Source organism: Magnetococcales bacterium (assembly GCA_015231925.1).
GTDB lineage: Bacteria > Pseudomonadota > Magnetococcia > Magnetococcales > JADGAQ01 > JADGAQ01.
On sequence record JADGAQ010000005.1, the window covers coordinates 22266 to 38349 of the forward strand.

The 16084-nt window shown below is 60.6% G+C and carries 15 protein-coding genes; 11 read left to right on the forward strand and 4 right to left on the reverse strand.

The annotated features are described in order from the left end of the window. Positions 1-54 precede the first annotated feature (54 nt). The 5 genes from HQL56_01350 (at position 55) to cobA (ending at position 4778) form a co-directional block, all read left to right on the forward strand. On the forward strand, positions 55-1371 hold the full coding sequence (locus HQL56_01350) for a hypothetical protein (protein MBF0308157.1): 1317 nt from the start codon (positions 55-57) through the stop codon (positions 1369-1371). Between the two features lie 2 nt (positions 1372-1373). Beyond that, on the forward strand, positions 1374-1820 hold the full coding sequence (locus HQL56_01355; protein ID MBF0308158.1) for a hypothetical protein: 447 nt from the start codon (positions 1374-1376) through the stop codon (positions 1818-1820). Positions 1821-2213: 393 nt separating this feature from the next. Beyond that, positions 2214-2978, forward strand: coding sequence for a class I SAM-dependent methyltransferase (locus tag HQL56_01360; GenBank protein MBF0308159.1), 765 nt, complete (start codon positions 2214-2216; stop codon positions 2976-2978). Positions 2979-2985: 7 nt separating this feature from the next. Then, positions 2986-3945: an acetoin utilization protein AcuC gene (locus HQL56_01365; protein MBF0308160.1), complete on the forward strand. Its 960-nt coding sequence runs from the start codon at positions 2986-2988 to the stop codon at positions 3943-3945. Between the two features lie 14 nt (positions 3946-3959). Continuing rightward, positions 3960-4778: a uroporphyrinogen-III C-methyltransferase gene (gene cobA, locus HQL56_01370; protein MBF0308161.1), complete on the forward strand. Its 819-nt coding sequence runs from the start codon at positions 3960-3962 to the stop codon at positions 4776-4778. A 189-nt stretch (positions 4779-4967) separates the two neighbouring features. Here cobA and HQL56_01375 read toward each other — a convergent pair whose 3' ends face one another. Continuing rightward, positions 4968-6170 carry an N-acetylmuramoyl-L-alanine amidase gene (locus HQL56_01375; GenBank protein MBF0308162.1) on the reverse strand — a complete coding sequence of 401 codons (1203 nt, stop codon included), beginning with the start codon at positions 6168-6170 and terminating at the stop codon, positions 4968-4970. 188 nt (positions 6171-6358) lie between these two features. On the opposite strand from HQL56_01375, the gene ubiG reads away from it, so the two are divergent. After that, positions 6359-7075, forward strand: a complete 717-nt coding sequence (ubiG, locus tag HQL56_01380; GenBank protein ID MBF0308163.1) for a bifunctional 2-polyprenyl-6-hydroxyphenol methylase/3-demethylubiquinol 3-O-methyltransferase UbiG — start codon at positions 6359-6361, stop codon at positions 7073-7075. Here ubiG and HQL56_01385 read toward each other — a convergent pair. Next, complete coding sequence (locus tag HQL56_01385; protein MBF0308164.1) at positions 7054-7362, reverse strand: hypothetical protein; 309 nt, start codon at positions 7360-7362, stop codon at positions 7054-7056. The genes ubiG and HQL56_01385 overlap by 22 nt on opposite strands. 24 nt (positions 7363-7386) lie before the next feature. On the opposite strand from HQL56_01385, the gene HQL56_01390 reads away from it, so the two are divergent. Beyond that, the gene (locus tag HQL56_01390; protein MBF0308165.1) at positions 7387-8379 is read left to right on the forward strand and encodes an RluA family pseudouridine synthase; all 993 of its coding nucleotides are present in this window, start codon (positions 7387-7389) and stop codon (positions 8377-8379) included. Here the strand turns inward: HQL56_01390 and HQL56_01395 are convergent. Then, a complete protein-coding gene (locus HQL56_01395; protein MBF0308166.1) occupies positions 8368-9543 on the reverse strand; it encodes an aminotransferase class V-fold PLP-dependent enzyme in 1176 nt (391 codons plus the stop codon). The two genes, HQL56_01390 and HQL56_01395, sit on opposite strands and share 12 nt — an antisense overlap. Positions 9544-9637: 94 nt before the next feature. Between HQL56_01395 and HQL56_01400 the strand changes: the two genes are divergently transcribed. The 4 genes from HQL56_01400 to HQL56_01415 all read left to right on the forward strand — a co-directional run bounded on the left by HQL56_01400 (position 9638) and on the right by HQL56_01415 (position 15207). Then, positions 9638-10096, forward strand: coding sequence for a hypothetical protein (locus HQL56_01400; GenBank protein ID MBF0308167.1), 459 nt, complete (start codon positions 9638-9640; stop codon positions 10094-10096). 70 nt (positions 10097-10166) lie between these two features. Then, positions 10167-13037: a hypothetical protein gene (locus tag HQL56_01405; GenBank protein ID MBF0308168.1), complete on the forward strand. Its 2871-nt coding sequence runs from the start codon at positions 10167-10169 to the stop codon at positions 13035-13037. 79 nt (positions 13038-13116) lie between these two features. Further along, positions 13117-14094 (forward strand): Rpn family recombination-promoting nuclease/putative transposase, encoded by a 978-nt coding sequence (locus HQL56_01410; GenBank protein MBF0308169.1) that lies wholly within the window; start codon positions 13117-13119, stop codon positions 14092-14094. Between the two features lie 120 nt (positions 14095-14214). Beyond that, complete coding sequence (locus tag HQL56_01415; protein MBF0308170.1) at positions 14215-15207, forward strand: Rpn family recombination-promoting nuclease/putative transposase; 993 nt, start codon at positions 14215-14217, stop codon at positions 15205-15207. Positions 15208-15322: 115 nt separating this feature from the next. Here HQL56_01415 and HQL56_01420 read toward each other — a convergent pair whose 3' ends face one another. Next, positions 15323-16084, reverse strand: coding sequence for a capsular biosynthesis protein (locus HQL56_01420; protein ID MBF0308171.1), 762 nt, complete (start codon positions 16082-16084; stop codon positions 15323-15325).

Consider the following 16084-nt stretch of genomic DNA (forward strand, 5'->3'; position numbering starts at 1 on the left):
ATGAAGCCGATTTCTGCCGGAAAGCGGACTTTCAGGCGCATCGTACACGAGAATATGGCTATTTCGATCCCTCACACCCCCAATCTGGCAGCTCTTGTCGTCCTCCTACCGCTGTTTTCCGGTGCTTCGGCTTACGCCGAAGATAGCGGCCGCTGGCGGATCAACGGGTACGGCACCTTGGGTTTCAACGTGGACAACAGCCCCACGACCGCCTTTGTCCGCGATTTGAACCAACGCCCCAAGGATTCACTACCGGACGACGGCGCCTGGTTCAGCAACGATGCCTGGCTGCGGGACTCCCGACTGGGTTTGCAAATAGGTTATCAGTTCACTCCGACGCTGTCCGCCATGACCCAACTGGTCTGGCGCGACCAGATCACCACGACATTCTCCCACTATGTGGACTGGGCCTATCTGGCCTACAAACCCAAGCCGGAAGCCGATATTCGCCTGGGACGCCTCGGCTACGACGTCTTTCTGATGTCGGAGCAGCGTCATCTCGGTTACGGCTATCCCTGGGCGCGTCCTCCGGTGGAGTTCTACGGCTGGATACCCCTTTACGCCGTGGACGGAGTCGATCTGGCCTATACCCTGGCCGGAAACCCGGAACGCTGGCGCTTCAAGACCCAGATCGGGCGCAGCATCGGCATCGGCATACCCATGGACGAGGAGGTCTACTCCCTCGAAAGTGATCGGCTGCTGACCGCCACCCTGACCCGCGAGTCAGGCCCCTGGCTGATCAAAGCCGGTTATTCGCATCTGAACATCCGCACCGAAGCCAAACCACTGGCCCCGCTTCATCCCGCTCTCGACGCGGTGGGCGAACTCGGTCTGCCGGGAGTGAGCGCGGAGGCGGCGAACTATCGCCGCAACATGCGTTTCAAGGACGCCGAAATGGCCTTCCGAACTCTCGGTATCAGTTACGACGACAAGGAGTGGCTCGTTCAGGCCGAAGCCGGAACCGTGACCTCTTCCATCGAGATGAATGTCAACAACGATATGGCCTATGCGGGTCTGTCCAGACGCCTGGGCGACTGGACACCCTACCTGATGGTCGGAGCCATTCGTCCCCACGTCGACGTTTACACCGCTGCCGCCAACTGGGGAGAGGGCCTGCCTCCGGAGGTGGCGGAAGGATTGAACGGGCTGCAGAGTGCCGCCATCACCGCCCTCAACTCCAGCCGCATACATCAGGAGACCCTGACGCTGGGACTGCGCTGGGATTTCGACAGCCGCGCCGCCGTGAAATGGCAGTGGGACACCACCCATATCCACCCCAACAGTTACCTGCTGCGTCCCGGCTTCTTTATTGATCGCTCCCAGGATATGACTGTCCAGAGCTTCACCGTCAATCTGGATTTCATGTTCTGAATATGAACAATCTCCGACATCTCATCCCCTACCGGTTATTGATTCCGCTCATAGTCAGCTTTCCGCTCGGAATCCTGGAGGCCGGGGAGGTCGCGGTCGTCGTCAATGCCGAAAACAGCCTTTCCAGCCTGACCCCTTCCCAAGTCTCCGACCTGTTTCTGGGCCGTTCCACCACCTTTCCCGATGGCTCCTACGTCACCGTGATCGATCAATCCAGGGCCAGTCCGATCCGGCAGCATTTCTTCAAGGGGCTTAACGGTATGTCCCTGAATCAGGTCAACAGTTACTGGGCCCGCCTGACCTTCAGCGGTCGGGTGTTACCCCCGGAAACAGCCGAAGGGAGCCAGCAGGTTCTGAGGCGAATTCGCGAAAACCGCATGGCCATCGGCTACCTGGACGCTGCCGACGCGGACGCCTCCGTCCGCATCGTCCTGCGCCTTAATTTGTAGGTTTCCGCCACCCCCTCAGAGCGTTGCGCTCCTTTCACACCCCCACCTCCCCTCCTCACCACAAACCTGGCGGAGAGGAGGGTCTGCTCAATTATTGGTCGCTATGGGTGGAGATATTGACTTCGCCTGTGAAATCCGATAGCGTTGCTCCCCTTGTTTCGCTCATTCTGGCCGTTTATGGATCCGGAAGATCGAAGCCACCGGCAGAGGTCGGACACACCTTCGAGACCTCTAACAGGTTGTTTGTTAAAGCGAAGCTGGTTGCAGGCAAGACCCCCGGTTCTGGTCGTTGCGGATCCCGGACCACCCGTCCCAGCCCGTTTTGCTCTAACCGATTACGCAGTGTCTCGTGTGTTCAGTCACATACGCGACCCGCCAACGACGAGGTTGGTCATGAGTCAGATTTCTACGGTGGATGCCTCCGGTTCCCTGGCAACCCTTCCCGCTACTTCCAAAGATTACCTGCCCTCTGTCAACATCCACCAGGATCTCCTGGTACCGCGATACCTCGAACAAACCTATTGGTGGGCCTATCTCCACCCGGTCGGGGTGCGCTTTTTCGAACGGCAGTGGATCGTCAACACCATTCTCTGGGGCAACTTCTCCCGGCTGCGCGACGCGGCCCTCGACGAACTGGGAGAATCCATCTCCGGGCGTACCCTGCAGGTCGCCTGTGTTTACGGGGATTTCACCCCCATGGTGGGTGCCCGCCTGGGCTCCGATGCCCATCTCGACGTGGTCGATGTCGCCCCGGTGCAGTTGGAAAACCTGACCCGCAAGATCGGCAGTCCCGACAATATCCGCCTGCACCACATGGACTCCACCAACCTGCAGTTCCAGGAAGGCTCCTTCGACAATGTGGTGGTCTTCTTTCTGCTTCACGAACAACCCGCCGGTGCCCGAGCCCGCACCATTCAGGAAGCCTTGCGTGTGGTCAAACCGGGCGGCAAAGTGGTTTTCGTGGATTATCACGCCCCCTGGATCTTCAATCCTTTCCGTTATGCCATGATTCCCATCCTGAGCCTGTTGGAACCCTTCGCCCTGGATCTGTGGAAACGGGAAATCCTGGATTGGGTTCCCAAAGCACTGGCGCCCTCCGAGCTGCGCAAGGAAACCTACTTCGGAGGCCTCTATCAAAAAGTGGTCATGATACGGTAACCAACCCATGAAAACAGTGGTCGGCGTCACCATCGGCGAGGCAATTGGACGATACGGATTCGGCGACCACCACCCCTTCGGCCCCCATCGCATGGGCGCCTTCTGGGATGAGGCGCAGCATCAGGGGCTGCACGCCCTGGTCACCGTACTGGATCCCCACATGGCCAGTCACGCCGATCTGGCCCTTTTCCACAGCGAGTCCCATATCGAGCGGGTACGGCAGAGTTCCCTCAAGGGCAGCGGCTATCTCGACGCGGGAGACACCCCCTCCTTCAAGGGCGTTTACGAAGCCGCCTCCTCGGTGGTCGGGTCGGTGCTGGATGTGATCGACCGCATGATGAAGGGCACCTTGCGGCGTGGTTTCGTGCCCATCGCCGGGTTGCACCACGCCCGTCCCGATCGTGCCGCCGGTTTCTGCGTATTCAACGACTGCGGAGTGGCCATCGCCGCCCTGAAAGCCCTGCACGGACTCAAAACCATCGCCTACGTCGATATCGACGCCCATCACGGCGACGGGGTCTTCTATCCGTTCGAAGCGGATCCGGATCTCATCTTCGCCGATCTGCACGAAGATGGTCGTTTTCTCTACCCCGGTACCGGTCATGCCCACGAAAGTGGCAAAGGGGCCGCTGCAGGGCGCAAACTGAATATCCCTCTGCCCCCCGGCTGTCGGGACGCCCAGTTTCGGGAGGCCTGGCCCCGGGTGGAAGAGCTGCTTCGCCAGCATCGCCCCGAATTCATCCTGTTGCAGTGCGGCGCCGATTCCATTTCGGGGGATCCCATCACCCACATGGAACTCAGCCCCGCCTCCCATGGCCATGCCGCCAAACGCCTTTGCGAACTGGCCGAGGAGTTCGGACATGGCCGGGTGCTTGCCGTTGGAGGCGGAGGGTACAACCCCGCCAACCTGGCCAAAGCCTGGTGCGCCGTTCTGGATGCTCTCTGCACCGTTCCTTCCCCCGACTGAAGAAATCGACCGCCATGGATGACAACGACAACGAGTTCCTTCCCCCGGGCTGCGTCGCCCTGGTCGGCGCGGGACCCGGAAACCCCGATCTGTTCACCCTGGGCGGGCTCAAATATCTGCAGGCCGCAGACGTGGTGGTCTACGACGCCCTGGTTTCCGAAGAGATTCTGGCACTGATCCCCGAACCCTGCGAGAAGATCTTTGCCGGCAAACGGGGCGGACGCCCCTCCCCCAGCCAGTCCGACATCTCGGAAACCCTGGTCAAACTGGCTGCCGGGAATAAACGGGTGGTGCGCCTGAAGGGCGGAGACCCCTTCATCTTCGGTCGCGGTGGCGAAGAGGCTTTGTACCTGGCCCGAAAAGGGGTGCCCTTTCGCATCATGCCCGGACTCTCTTCGGGCATCGCGGGATTGGCCTATGCCGGGATCCCCGTCACCCATCGGGATTGCAACGCCAACCTCATGCTGATCACCGGTCACGAAGCCCCGGAAAATCTGGTCGGCATGGATCCCAACGACGCCACACGCCTCGACTGGGTGGGGATCGCCCGCTCCAGCCCGGTGATGGTGCTGTACATGGCCATGCAGTATCTCGATCGGGTAACCCGTCGTCTGATGGAAGCGGGGCGCGACCCCAAAACCCCGGTAGCCATCGTGCGCTGGGCCACGACACCACGGCAGGAAACCCTGGTGACAACTTTGGAAAGGGCTGCGGAGGATGTGGAAAAAACGGGAATGGCCCCTCCGGCCATTATCGCCATCGGAGAGGTGGTGCGGCTGAGAGAGTCTCTGGCCTGGTTCCCGGACCGAACCCTGTTGCCCGATCCGGAATAATGCCGTCTTATTCATAAATTTCGTCGCGAAACCGGCCAGGGAGCGTCAGGACAAGGCGCGCGACGCCCCGACGACCGGAACCGTGGCCGTTCCACGGTGAGGATCGTCGAGCGAGCGCAACGCCGTCATGGCGCGACCCTGGCCTGGTCCGGTTGCAGAGGAAATTTATGAATAAGACGGGATAATAACTCAGGCCCGCTGGGTCTGTTGGAAATAGAGGCGGGTTCCCTCGAAGAGGGCATCGGCGATGCGTCGCTGATGGGTGGGGCGACGCAGCATCTCCTCTTCGTGCGGATTGCTCAGAAATGCGGTTTCGACCAATACCGACGGCAGATCCGGCGCCTTCAACACGGCGAATCCCGCCTGTTTCACCGACTTGAACTTCAATTTGGTCACGTTGCCCAGGTTGCGCAGCAGCGTCTCGCCCAAAACCATCGACTTGTTGATGGCATCCCGTTGCGACAGATCCAGCAGAATCTCCTGCACCGCCGTATCCGACACCTTGCTCAAGTCGACGCCGGAGATCAGTTGCGCTTCATTCTCCTGTCGTTCCAGATCGCGGATCAGATTATCCGGAGCCGGTTTGCCGCCTTCGGAGAGGCAGTAGACGGAAGCGCCCCGCACGCTGGCAATACGAAAGGCGTCGGCGTGGACGCTCATGAACATCTCCGCCTGGTACTTGCGCGCCGCCATCACCCGCTTGCGCAGGGGAACGTAGTAATCCCCCTCCCGGGTCAACATGGCCTGCAGTCCGGGCACCCGGTTGATGCGATCCCGCAGCATCTTGCCGATAGAGAGGGTCACATCCTTCTCTTTGGTGCCGGCGGGTCCGATAGCGCCCGGATCGTAGCCGCCGTGCCCGGGATCGATCATGATGACCCGTTTGCCACCATGGGCCGATTTCGCTGCGGTGGTGGTGTTCTTCGCAGACGATGCGGTCTCTTCCATGTTCTCCTTGCGGTAGAAATCGACCACCAGACGGGCAGGCTGCCCATCCCCGGCAGGCAACAGGAACGACCGGGGCCGTACTTCCTGGGTCAACTCGAAGACCGCCCGCACCGTTCCGGAATGGGGCACGCCGGTACGAAAGGCGCGAATCACCTCGTCCTTCAACTCCGTCACCGGCTGGTTGCTCTCCCATTTGGAATTCTGAAAGTCCAGCACCACCCGTTCCGGATTGCTCAAACGGAAGAGGGTATGTTCAATGGGATTGTCCAGCTCGAAAATCACCCGTGTGTGGTCCGGCGCGGTCCAAACCCGTGCATTACGCACCCCGATGGGATTCTCTGCGGCATGGAGCCAGTTGACGGGCAACATCAGCCCCCCCAGGGTGAGAGCCATACCTCGAAGAAGCTGACGACGGTCCATTCCGGCAGGAACGCGATGATTCACAGTGGATGTATTCCTTTGCAGACTTTTCATGGTATCTTGCCACCCGTTGTCTCTTGGGCACAAAGGAGAGGCTGGTTCCCGTTTGCCTTCGCCAATTTCTTGACAGGAATTCTCATTTTGTTTAGCAAGTTTGCAACATGTATGCCGGTTAAAATTGTAACCGCCTTATTATCGTCAGGGAGCTGAAAATGTCCATGGAGGATCCTGCGGAAATCCGCAAATTCGAAGAAATGGCCCAGGAGTGGTGGGATCCGGAGGGGAAGTTCAAACCCCTGCATCAAATCAATCCCCTGCGCTGCTCCTATATTCTGCGGACGGTCACCGGTTCCGAACACGGCACACTGGCCCAACAGAGGATTCTGGACATCGGTTGCGGGGGCGGACTGCTCTCCGAAGCCATGGACGCCGCCGGAGCCTCGGTGGTCGGCATCGACCGTTCTCCTCAGATCATCGGCGTGGCCAAAGCCCATCAGCAGCAGAGCGGCTCCCGGGTCGACTACCGGGTCCAATCGGTGGAAGCCCTCTCGGAGGAGGAGCCCGCCTCGTTTGACACGGTACTGGTCATGGAAGTTCTGGAACATGTTCCACAACCCGCCGCCTTCCTCTCCTATTGTGCCAAACTGCTGCGGCCGGGAGGACATCTTTTTTTCGCCACCCTCAATCGCACCTGGCAGGCCTGGCTGCTGGCCATCGTTGGCGCGGAGTATGTGCTGCGCTGGCTGCCCAAAGGCACCCACGAATACCAGAAACTGGTCAAACCGGCGGAACTGGCGGGTTGGCTGCGTTCGGCGGGCATCCAGGTCATGGATGTCACCGGCATGGAGTTCAACCCGCTGCGGGCTCAATGGAGCCTGTCGCGAAATCCGGCGGTCAACTACCTCGGTTACGGCAAAGCCCCTTCCTGAGCCGCCGGAGCGGAAAGAGCCACGCGGCGCAGCAGCCGCCCCCGTCCGTCGAGGATCAGCAAGCCCTGGCCCCCGCTTCGCTCCTCCAGAAGCAGGGCCAGGCCCCCTTCCACCGACGCCATCGCGGAGACCTTTTCCCCGGATTTCAGCACAGGTTGGGCGATGGTGGTGACCTCTACCGGGGAGGAGGCCTGTTGCCATTTGCGATTGGCCATGAAGAGCAGCCCCACCAATCCCGCCACGAGGAGGATGCCCATGGCGATGACCAGAATCTTGACCGCCTTCACCGCGCCACCTCGTTATTGCCCATGATGGATGATACCCCTTTCGAAGAAGATCCGATTCTGATCCGCATTCCCCCCGAACATCAGGGAGAGCGGTTGGATAAGGTGTTGACCGCGCTGCTGCCCGACATGAGTCGAAGCCAGGTGCAAAAGTTGCTGGCCGAAGGGTGTATAGACCTTCTGGACCATCCCTCACCGCCCCTGGCCAAGGCCAAGGCCGTTGCCGGGCAGGTGCTGCTGTTGCGCCGCCCCCCTCCCCCGGTGAGCGAAGCCCTGCCCCGGGAACTGCCCCTGAATATCGTTTACGAGGACGATCATATCCTGGTGATCGACAAAGCGGCGGGGATGACGGTCCACCCCGCTCCGGGCCACACGGAAGACACCCTGGTCAACGCCCTGCTGTTCCACTGTGGCCGCGACACCCTCTCCGGAACCGGCGGAATGCAACGGCCCGGCATCGTCCACCGCCTCGACAAGGATACCTCCGGGCTGCTGGTGGTGGCCAAACACGACCTCGCCCACCGTCATCTGGCAGCCCAGTTCGCCAGCCACTCCGCTTTCCGACACTATCTGGCCCTGGTGGTTGGCGCACCGAAACCGCTCACGGGTACCATCTCCCTGCCCCTCGGCAGACATCCCGTGCAGCGCCAGAAACAGGCGGTGCGGCTGCAAGGCGGGCGGGAGGCCATCACCCACTACCGCGTGGAAGAGTCCCTGCCCCCCTGCTCCCTGCTGGCCTGTCGTCTGGAAACCGGGCGCACCCATCAGATCCGGGTGCATCTCTCCCACCTCGGCTACCCGCTGCTGGGCGATCCCCTCTACGGCAAACCCTTTCAGCCGCCGTCTCGCTGGCCGGTGGCGATGCAGCACCTCTTCCGCGACTTTTCCCGGCAGGCTCTGCACGCCGCCGCCCTGCATTTCGACCATCCCGCCAGCGGCGAACGCCTGCACTTCAACGCCCCCCTGCCGGAGGATTTCACCACCCTGCTTCAAGCCCTTCGGGCCCGATCAGGACTCTGAGAGCAGATCCGCCACCACCTGCAACACCCCGTCGATATCCCGGTCGTCCAGATAGAAGTGGGGTGAAAAACGCACCCCCTTGCCGCGACGGGCGCAATAGATCCCTTTGGCCATCAGTGCGCGATGCAGCGCATCCGCATCCCGGTTCGGATGGGACCAGACCAGAATGCCCGCCCCCGGAAGGCCCTGATCATCCAGAGGGGTATGAAACCGGCAACCCAGCCCCCGCAGCCCCTCCGTCAAGCGGGCCATCAGGCCGCTCACCCGGCTGGCCACTTCCCCGATCCCCACCTCCAGCAGCAGCCCCATGCTCTCCGCCAGGGCCGCAATGCCGAGCAGATTGGGCGAACCCGCCTCGAAACGGCGCAGATCCGGTTGCCACTCCCCGGCGATCTCCTCGTCGTAGCGACCCGCATTGCGGGGGGAGTGCCAACCCAGAACACGCGGCGCAACCACGGACTGGGCTTTTGCCGAAAGGTGGAACAGAGCGCACCCTTCCGGCCCCAACAACCACTTGTGGCCGTCGGCGGCCACTGCATCGAGGCCCAGCGCCTCGGCTTGCAGCGGCAACAACCCCAGACTCTGAATGGCATCCACCACCAGCAATACCGGCGTGTCGCGCAATGCCGCGCCGAGGTGCGCCAGATCAACCACGGCGCCGGTGGCGTACTGCACCGAGCTGATGGCCACCACCCGGGTACGCGACCCCACCCGATCCAGAAGTGCGGCGGTGGAGACGGCTCCATCGGCTTCGGAAGTGGCCTGCACCACCCGGATGCCGAAACGACGGGCCAGGTCCCGCCAGATCAGCGCATTGGAAGGAAACTCCTGATCGGTGGTGACCACTTCGTCCCCCGGACGCCAATCCAGCCCCAGACCCACGAACGAGAGCCCCTCGGAGGTGCTGGAGAGAAAAGCGATCCGATCCCGTCCGGTTCCCAACAGAGCGGCAGCCCGGTCTCGCGCCCGGTCTCGCCAGGCATCGAGTTTCGGATAACGCAATGCCCCGAAACGGGACATCTCCTCCAACATCTCCCGCACGACCGTTACGGCGCGCAAGGGAATGGGAGCCACCCCGGCGTGGTTGAGATAGCTCAGGCCGGCTTCAAGAGGAAATTGCCCGCGAAACGGCGAAGGCGCCACACGACACGGAGAAAAAATCATGACAAGGCGCACCGGAAAGACTGGCAGGAACCCGTCGAACGGGCAACAATAGGAAAATAGGATCAATAGATAACATAATCCGGAAGAAAGAGCCATGAATCGCGAGGAACGCTACCACCACTGGTTGCAACTGGCCGTCCTGCCGCCGGAGGTACTGGCCAACCACTCCGACAGCGCCGGAGAGGAGTGGATCGTGGTCACCGCCGAAGGGGATCCACCGGACCGGCAGCACCACATGGCCCGGCTGGCCTCCTCGGAAGATCTGCCCTATTTCGCTTTTGCCCTGGCAAAAAGTTATCTGGAGGACGTGGGGGAATGGCCCCTTTTTGGCATGAAGGCGGAAGATGCCCTCGCCTCTTGGGAAGAGAGTTCCGCAGAGCCGCGAGAGGCGGTGCGCACCATTCTGGCTTCGGTACACCCGGTCTGGCCCGATGTGGAACTCCTGTTCGCCGGTCCGGCCAGGGAGTGGCCGGGGGATACCGCCCACGCCGAAAATTGGCATGCGTCATTAAAAAAGGCAATTTCTTCGACACCGCCATCTGGGATACAATAGCCGGATGCCGACCCGTTCCGATGAATCTGCCCGACGTGTCACCTCCACACTCAGCCCATGGGGCCAAACGATGAAGGTCAAAAAAATCTGGTTTCGTGCCGACCGCCTGGTGACCCAGATCCAGCCCGTCATGGACCAGGACGCCAAGCGGAAGCTGCAGCTCCTGCGCAAAGAACTCCTGACCCTGCTGACCAAACATCGTTTCATCGGCTTTCAGAAACATCCCCATCTCTACTTCGACAACAAGCTCAACGGGCTGTGGCTGCTCTATCAGTTCAAGGCCCAGGCCGAGGAGATGTTCCGCCATGTGGCCAATCTGAAGACCTACGTCTTCCGCAGTTGGACCATCCCCTCCCTGGAGCAGTTGCGCACCGTGGCCGAAGAACCCCTCTTCCGGGACGGCAAGAAGCTCAAGGGACAGGTACTCTATTCCAGCACCCAGGCCCGTGGCGGCAAAGGGTACCACACCGTCACCATGGGCTCCGGCCAGGAGGGCACCTCCCAGGAGACCTGCGGCGTCATTCCCTTCCATCCGGTTTCGCAACGCGACATCTTCTCCTTCCTGGTGGCCAACTCCCTGGTGCCCTCGGGTATCGACGGGGTCGAGGAAAAACTGAAGGAACTCTACACCCTGACCATGGCCCTGAGTAAAAAGGGCGCCAAACTGGCCCCCCCCTCCATGCGGCTGATCAAGCAGCAGCTTCTGGAAGGGGATTATCTTCGCGCCCGCCTGCCGGTACTGGAGCCCTCCTACCTCTACGACATGAGCAAAGGCCTGTGGGAGCTGCACCAACCGGTCAAGCCACCGGGAACCGGCTGGGTGGAAGTCGAGCTGGAGGAGCCCTGGGAAGCGCGCAACCCCGAAATGGATGTGCGCGACGGCGTGGTGGCCATCGACTTCGGTACCAGCTCGACGGTTGTCGCCTGCCGCGAACACGGACAGACCACCCTGTTGCGTGTCGGGTTGAGCGACCTCTTTCAGAAACCGCGCCCCGAAGACTACCAGAACCCCACCATCCTGGCCTTCATCAATCTGCCGGAGCTGCTGGTACCCTGGCACGCCGAAGCCTATCGCCCCCTGACCCGCTGGGATCACTTCAAGTTCTCCCACGAGGCGCTGGAGATGTTTCGCGCCAACGAGGCGGATCAACGCATCGTGGCCTCGATCCTCACCGCCATCAAACAATGGCCCCTCAACGCCAGCGAGGAGCGTCCCCTGCGCCTCACCGACCAGGAGACCGGCACCGAACTGGAAGTGCCCCTGGCCACCCTGCCCTCGCCGGTGCCTGGGCAACCCCTGGCCATCTCCGAGGAGGATCCCTTCGATCCCATCGAACTGTATGCCTACTATCTGGGGCTGTTCATCAACCATCGCTCCAACGGGCTCTTCCTCGAATATTTCATGACCTTCCCCATCACCTACCCTCGGGAGGTGAAGCGCAAGATTCTCTCCGCTTTCGCACGGGGACTGCAGCGCAGCCTGCCCGCCGCCTTGCTGGCCAGTTCGCGCATGAGCCGCTTCTCCGTGCGGGAAGAAGCCTCCGAACCGGCGGCCTACGCCGCCTGCGCCCTGACGGAACTGCAGATCAAAGCCGCCAAGGAGGGCACCGCCTACGCCGTCTTCGATTTCGGTGGCGGCTCCACCGACTTCGATTTCGGCATCTTCCGCCTGCCCAAGCCAGACGAGGAGAAACGCGGCTTCGAGAAGGTCATTCACCACTTCGGCGCCTCGGGCGACATGTATCTGGGTGGCGAAAACCTGGTGGCTCACATCGCCTTTCTGGCCTTCCTGCAGAATCTGGAACTGTGCCGCCAGCACCACATCTCCTTCACCCGTCCCCCGGAGACGGAACGTTTTCCCGGTGACGAACTCTTCATCGACCACTCCAACGTGGCCCAGACCAACTCCACCCTGCTGGCCGCCCGGGTGCGCTTCATCTGGGAAGCCTTCAACTGGGATGTGGACCCCAAACAGGAGACCCTCTCCGCTTCGGGCAACAAAAAGCCGCGTCGGCGTTCCGATGTCATCGGCGATGTTCTCAACGAGGTCATCTTCGGCAATGAATTCATCATTCCCCCGGAAGTGCAAACGCTCGCCCCCGAAAAACGCCTCCACAAGATCGACCTGGAACTGCTGACCCGGGATCGCAAAAAGGTCGCCGTCACCTTCGAAATCGATCAGAACCGCCTCAACCACTTCCTGGTGCAACGGGTCGGCAAGGGCATTCAGCGCTTCTTCATCGCCATGAAACAGGCTTTCGAAAGCCGGGAGATGCTGCCGGACACCCTCCATATCCTGCAGGCGGGCAACGCCAGCCGTTCGCTGCTGGTGCAGTCGCTGTTCGCCGCGATTCTTCAGGAGAAGATGGTGGGCTGGGATCCCCCGGTTCAGGGGGTGGAACGCAAACCCGGCCTGGAAAAGGTGCGCAAGTCCATTCCCTTCCCCCGCTTCATCGTGCATCGTCCTCCGGTGGGCGACAAGGACAACCCTTATCGCCCCACCGCCAAGACCGGTGTGGCCATCGGTCTGTTGAAGCTGATTCCGGGGGAAAAACTCATGGCCATCGGCCCCAACGCCGAAGGCACCCTTGGCGAGGCGCCGTTCCGCCTCTATGTGGGTCGCATCCAGAAGGAACTCTTCTTCCCGGTGCTGCATCAGAACGGCCCCTACAACGAGTGGGAAGAGCTGGGCGTGCCCACCCGGGATGTCTTCATCATGGTCTATTCCACCTCCCCCCAGGCCGGGTTGGGCAACCTGCCGCGTGGTTCCGTGGAACTCAAGGAGCGCCAACTGGAGTTTCTGCCGGGTCTCTCCGACAAGAAGCTCTTCATCCAGGCCGTCGGTCCCTACACGGTGGATATCTGCCTGGCCGACTCCGCCGAACAGATCAGCCGCCGTCCGGAAGAGGTGGTGCATCGGGAGATCATCAAGCTGACGTGACCCTGAACAGCTCAGGCGAGGTGGCATCCATCGCCGTGACCATGCAAAGGAACCCTACGCGGGGAGAGGCATTGACTTCATGACTCCAGGAAGCGACATCGCCCACCCCCATGACCGGCTGCTGAAAACCCTCCTCTCCGATCCGGAAAGGGCGGGAACCTTGTTGCGGGAACACCTGCCCAAGGAGATCGCCGGATCCCTTGCCCCGGACCCGCCGGAATTGGTGGAGGGAACCTTCGTCGATGAGGCCTTGCGCTCCCATCTGACGGATCGCCTTTTCAAGGTGAGGACTCTCCAAGGTCGGGTGGTTTTGCTCTATGTTCTGATCGAACACAAGAGCCTGCCGGAGCCGCACATCGCCTGGCAATTGGCGAAGTATTTGGTGGAAGCGCTGAAGCAGTGGGAACGGGAACACCCGCACTGGGAATTTCTTCCCGCAATCATTCCCTTTGTGATGTATCATGGGGCCGCAGAGTGGCGGATTCCGGACGAGTTCCTGTCACTGGTTGATGCCGAGGAGGCGTGGAAGCCCTATCTGCTGAACTTCCATTACGCACTGATGGATCTTGGCCGCATCGAAGATGGCGAGCTTTTTCATCAGCCCCGGTTGCGGGCCTGGTTGCTTGCGGCAAAGTATGCCATGCGAGACGGTCTGCAACTGGGCGCCAAAGAGGTGCTGATTCAGTCGATGATTGCCATACCGGAGGAGGATTTCCGGATTCTGATGCGCTATCTGGTGGAAACGTTTCGCAACTACGATGAAACAACGGTGCGGGAGATCATCCACAGGGTGCGTCCCGAGGAGGAAGAAGAAATGATGTCCCAATTCGCCCAGGAGATGATGAAGCGCGGTCGGCAACAAGGTTGGCAGGAAGGACGCCAGGAAGGACGCCAGGAGGAGGCGGCAGCCATGTTGCTCAAGCAATTGCGCCGCAAGTTTGGCCAGACTCCCGATTGGGTGTCTGAAAAGATCGGAACGTCCAGTCTGGATCTTATTGAGGCTTGGGGAGAGAATATCCTGTTTGCCGATTCTCTGGAGGATGTTTTTTCTTCTTGATGAATCCGCTGCGGATCAGAGGAACGGGGAAGGACCGGAGAATCAATTTACAATCGCATCGTTCCGCTCTTCAGTAAGACATGGCTTGCATTTTGTGCATGGCCATGATCCCATAGTGTCATGAATGACATCGCCCACCCCCACGACCGGTTGCTGAAAACCCTCCTCTCCGATCCGGAAAGGGCGGGAACCTTGTTGCGGGAACACCTGCCCAAGGAGATCGCCGGATCCCTTGCCCCGGACCCGCCGGAATTGGTGGAGGGAACCTTCGTCGATGAGGCCTTGCGCTCCCATCTGACGGATCGCCTTTTCAAGGTGAGGACTCTCCAAGGTCGGGTGGTTTTGCTCTATGTTCTGATCGAACACAAGAGCCTGCCGGAGCCGCACATCGCCTGGCAATTGGCGAAGTATTTGGTGGAAGCGCTGAAGCAGTGGGAACGGGAACACCCGCACTGGGAATTTCTTCCCGCAATCATTCCCTTTGTGATGTATCATGGGGCCGCAGAGTGGCGGATTCCGGACGAGTTCCTGTCACTGGTTGATGCCGAGGAGGCGTGGAAGCCCTATCTGCTGAACTTCCATTACGCACTGATGGATCTTGGCCGCATCGAAGATGGCGAGCTTTTTCATCAGCCCCGGTTGCGGGCCTGGTTGCTTGCGGCAAAGTATGCCATGCGAGACGGTCTGCAACTGGGCGCCAAAGAGGTGCTGATTCAGTCGATGATTGCCATACCGGAGGAGGATTTCCGGATTCTGATGCGCTATCTGGTGGAAACGTTTCGCAACTACGATGAAACAACGGTGCGGGAGATCATCCACAGGGTGCGTCCCGAGGAGGAAGAAGAAATGATGTCCCAATTCGCCCAGGAGATGATGAAGCGCGGTCGGCAGGAGGGAAGACAGGAGGGAAGACAGGAGGGAAGACAGGAGGGAAGACAGGAGGGAAGACAGGAAGAAGCCGCAGCAATGCTACTTAAACAGGCCCGGCGCAAATTCGGGCAGATTCCGGATTGGGCCACAAGCAGAATCCAATCCGCCAGCCTGGAACTTATCGAAACCTGGGGAGAAAATATCCTTTTCGCCGACTCCCTGGAGGATATGTTCATCTCCTAAGCCTGCAACAAAACCCCTACACAAGATAAAGATTACAATAAATAGTTTTTATTGCTGCATATTTTTTCGCGTATTTAACGCTCCCTGAAGCAAACAGTCGAACTTGGCTATCATCTCACCGAAACTGACAGACACCTTCTCCTGCCAGAATGGCCTGCGGATTCGTGGTCACCAAACGTAACGCCGCCGAGCGCCCGATCAATTTCGCCGCCTCGCGGAAGCCGTCCGACAGGACCGGCTGGCGGCGGTAGATGTGGTGGCCGTCGCTGGCCAGGACAGTGACCCAACCTCGTTCCAGAATCGTTTCCGCCGTCTGACGCACCCCCTCGCCGAATTGTCCGCTCAGCGACCCCGCCGTGATCTGGGTCAGGCATCCCATCTTCAGAAAAGGACCCAACCTGTCGGGATCCTTACGGAAATCGCGGATGCGCTCGGGATGAGCCAGGATCGGGGTGATGCCCTGTTTGACCAGCAACTCGGTCATGTAAGACTGGCCCGGCTCCACTCCTCCGAAAGGAAATTCCAGCAGCAGATAACGCCGCTCCCCCACCCGGTTCAGCCAGGGTACCCGACCCTTGCGCAACCAGCCGAAGATCTCCGCTCCCAGATGGACCTCCGCGGCCAGCCCCAACTGCAGGGCAATGCCCTCCTCCGCCAGAGCCGCTACCAGTTGCTGAAATATCGGTGGACTCTTCTCGGGGGTCTCCTCATAGCCGTCCGCCTTGAAATGGGGCGTGGCCAGCAACGTGCCCGTGCCCTCGGCAACCGCCATGCGGGCCATGGCCAACGCCGTGGCCATCTCACCGGGACCATCGTCCACTCCCGGCAGAATGTGGCAGTGCAGGTCGATGAAACCTCCCGGCGGGGTCTCTTCCAT

Coding starts and splice junctions, on each gene's coding strand:
- HQL56_01365 (MBF0308160.1), top strand. CDS start 2,986: ATGAAAACAGTGGTCGGCGTCACCATCGGCGAGGCAATTGGACGATAC.
- HQL56_01415 (MBF0308170.1), top strand. CDS start 14,215: ATGAATGACATCGCCCACCCCCACGACCGGTTGCTGAAAACCCTCCTC.
- HQL56_01410 (MBF0308169.1), top strand. CDS start 13,117: ATGACTCCAGGAAGCGACATCGCCCACCCCCATGACCGGCTGCTGAAA.
- HQL56_01420 (MBF0308171.1), bottom strand. CDS start 16,084: ATGGAAGAGACCCCGCCGGGAGGTTTCATCGACCTGCACTGCCACATT.
- HQL56_01395 (MBF0308166.1), bottom strand. CDS start 9,543: ATGATTTTTTCTCCGTGTCGTGTGGCGCCTTCGCCGTTTCGCGGGCAA.
- HQL56_01355 (MBF0308158.1), top strand. CDS start 1,374: ATGAACAATCTCCGACATCTCATCCCCTACCGGTTATTGATTCCGCTC.
- HQL56_01400 (MBF0308167.1), top strand. CDS start 9,638: ATGAATCGCGAGGAACGCTACCACCACTGGTTGCAACTGGCCGTCCTG.
- HQL56_01405 (MBF0308168.1), top strand. CDS start 10,167: ATGAAGGTCAAAAAAATCTGGTTTCGTGCCGACCGCCTGGTGACCCAG.
- HQL56_01350 (MBF0308157.1), top strand. CDS start 55: ATGGCTATTTCGATCCCTCACACCCCCAATCTGGCAGCTCTTGTCGTC.
- cobA (MBF0308161.1), top strand. CDS start 3,960: ATGGATGACAACGACAACGAGTTCCTTCCCCCGGGCTGCGTCGCCCTG.
- HQL56_01360 (MBF0308159.1), top strand. CDS start 2,214: ATGAGTCAGATTTCTACGGTGGATGCCTCCGGTTCCCTGGCAACCCTT.
- HQL56_01390 (MBF0308165.1), top strand. CDS start 7,387: ATGGATGATACCCCTTTCGAAGAAGATCCGATTCTGATCCGCATTCCC.
- ubiG (MBF0308163.1), top strand. CDS start 6,359: ATGTCCATGGAGGATCCTGCGGAAATCCGCAAATTCGAAGAAATGGCC.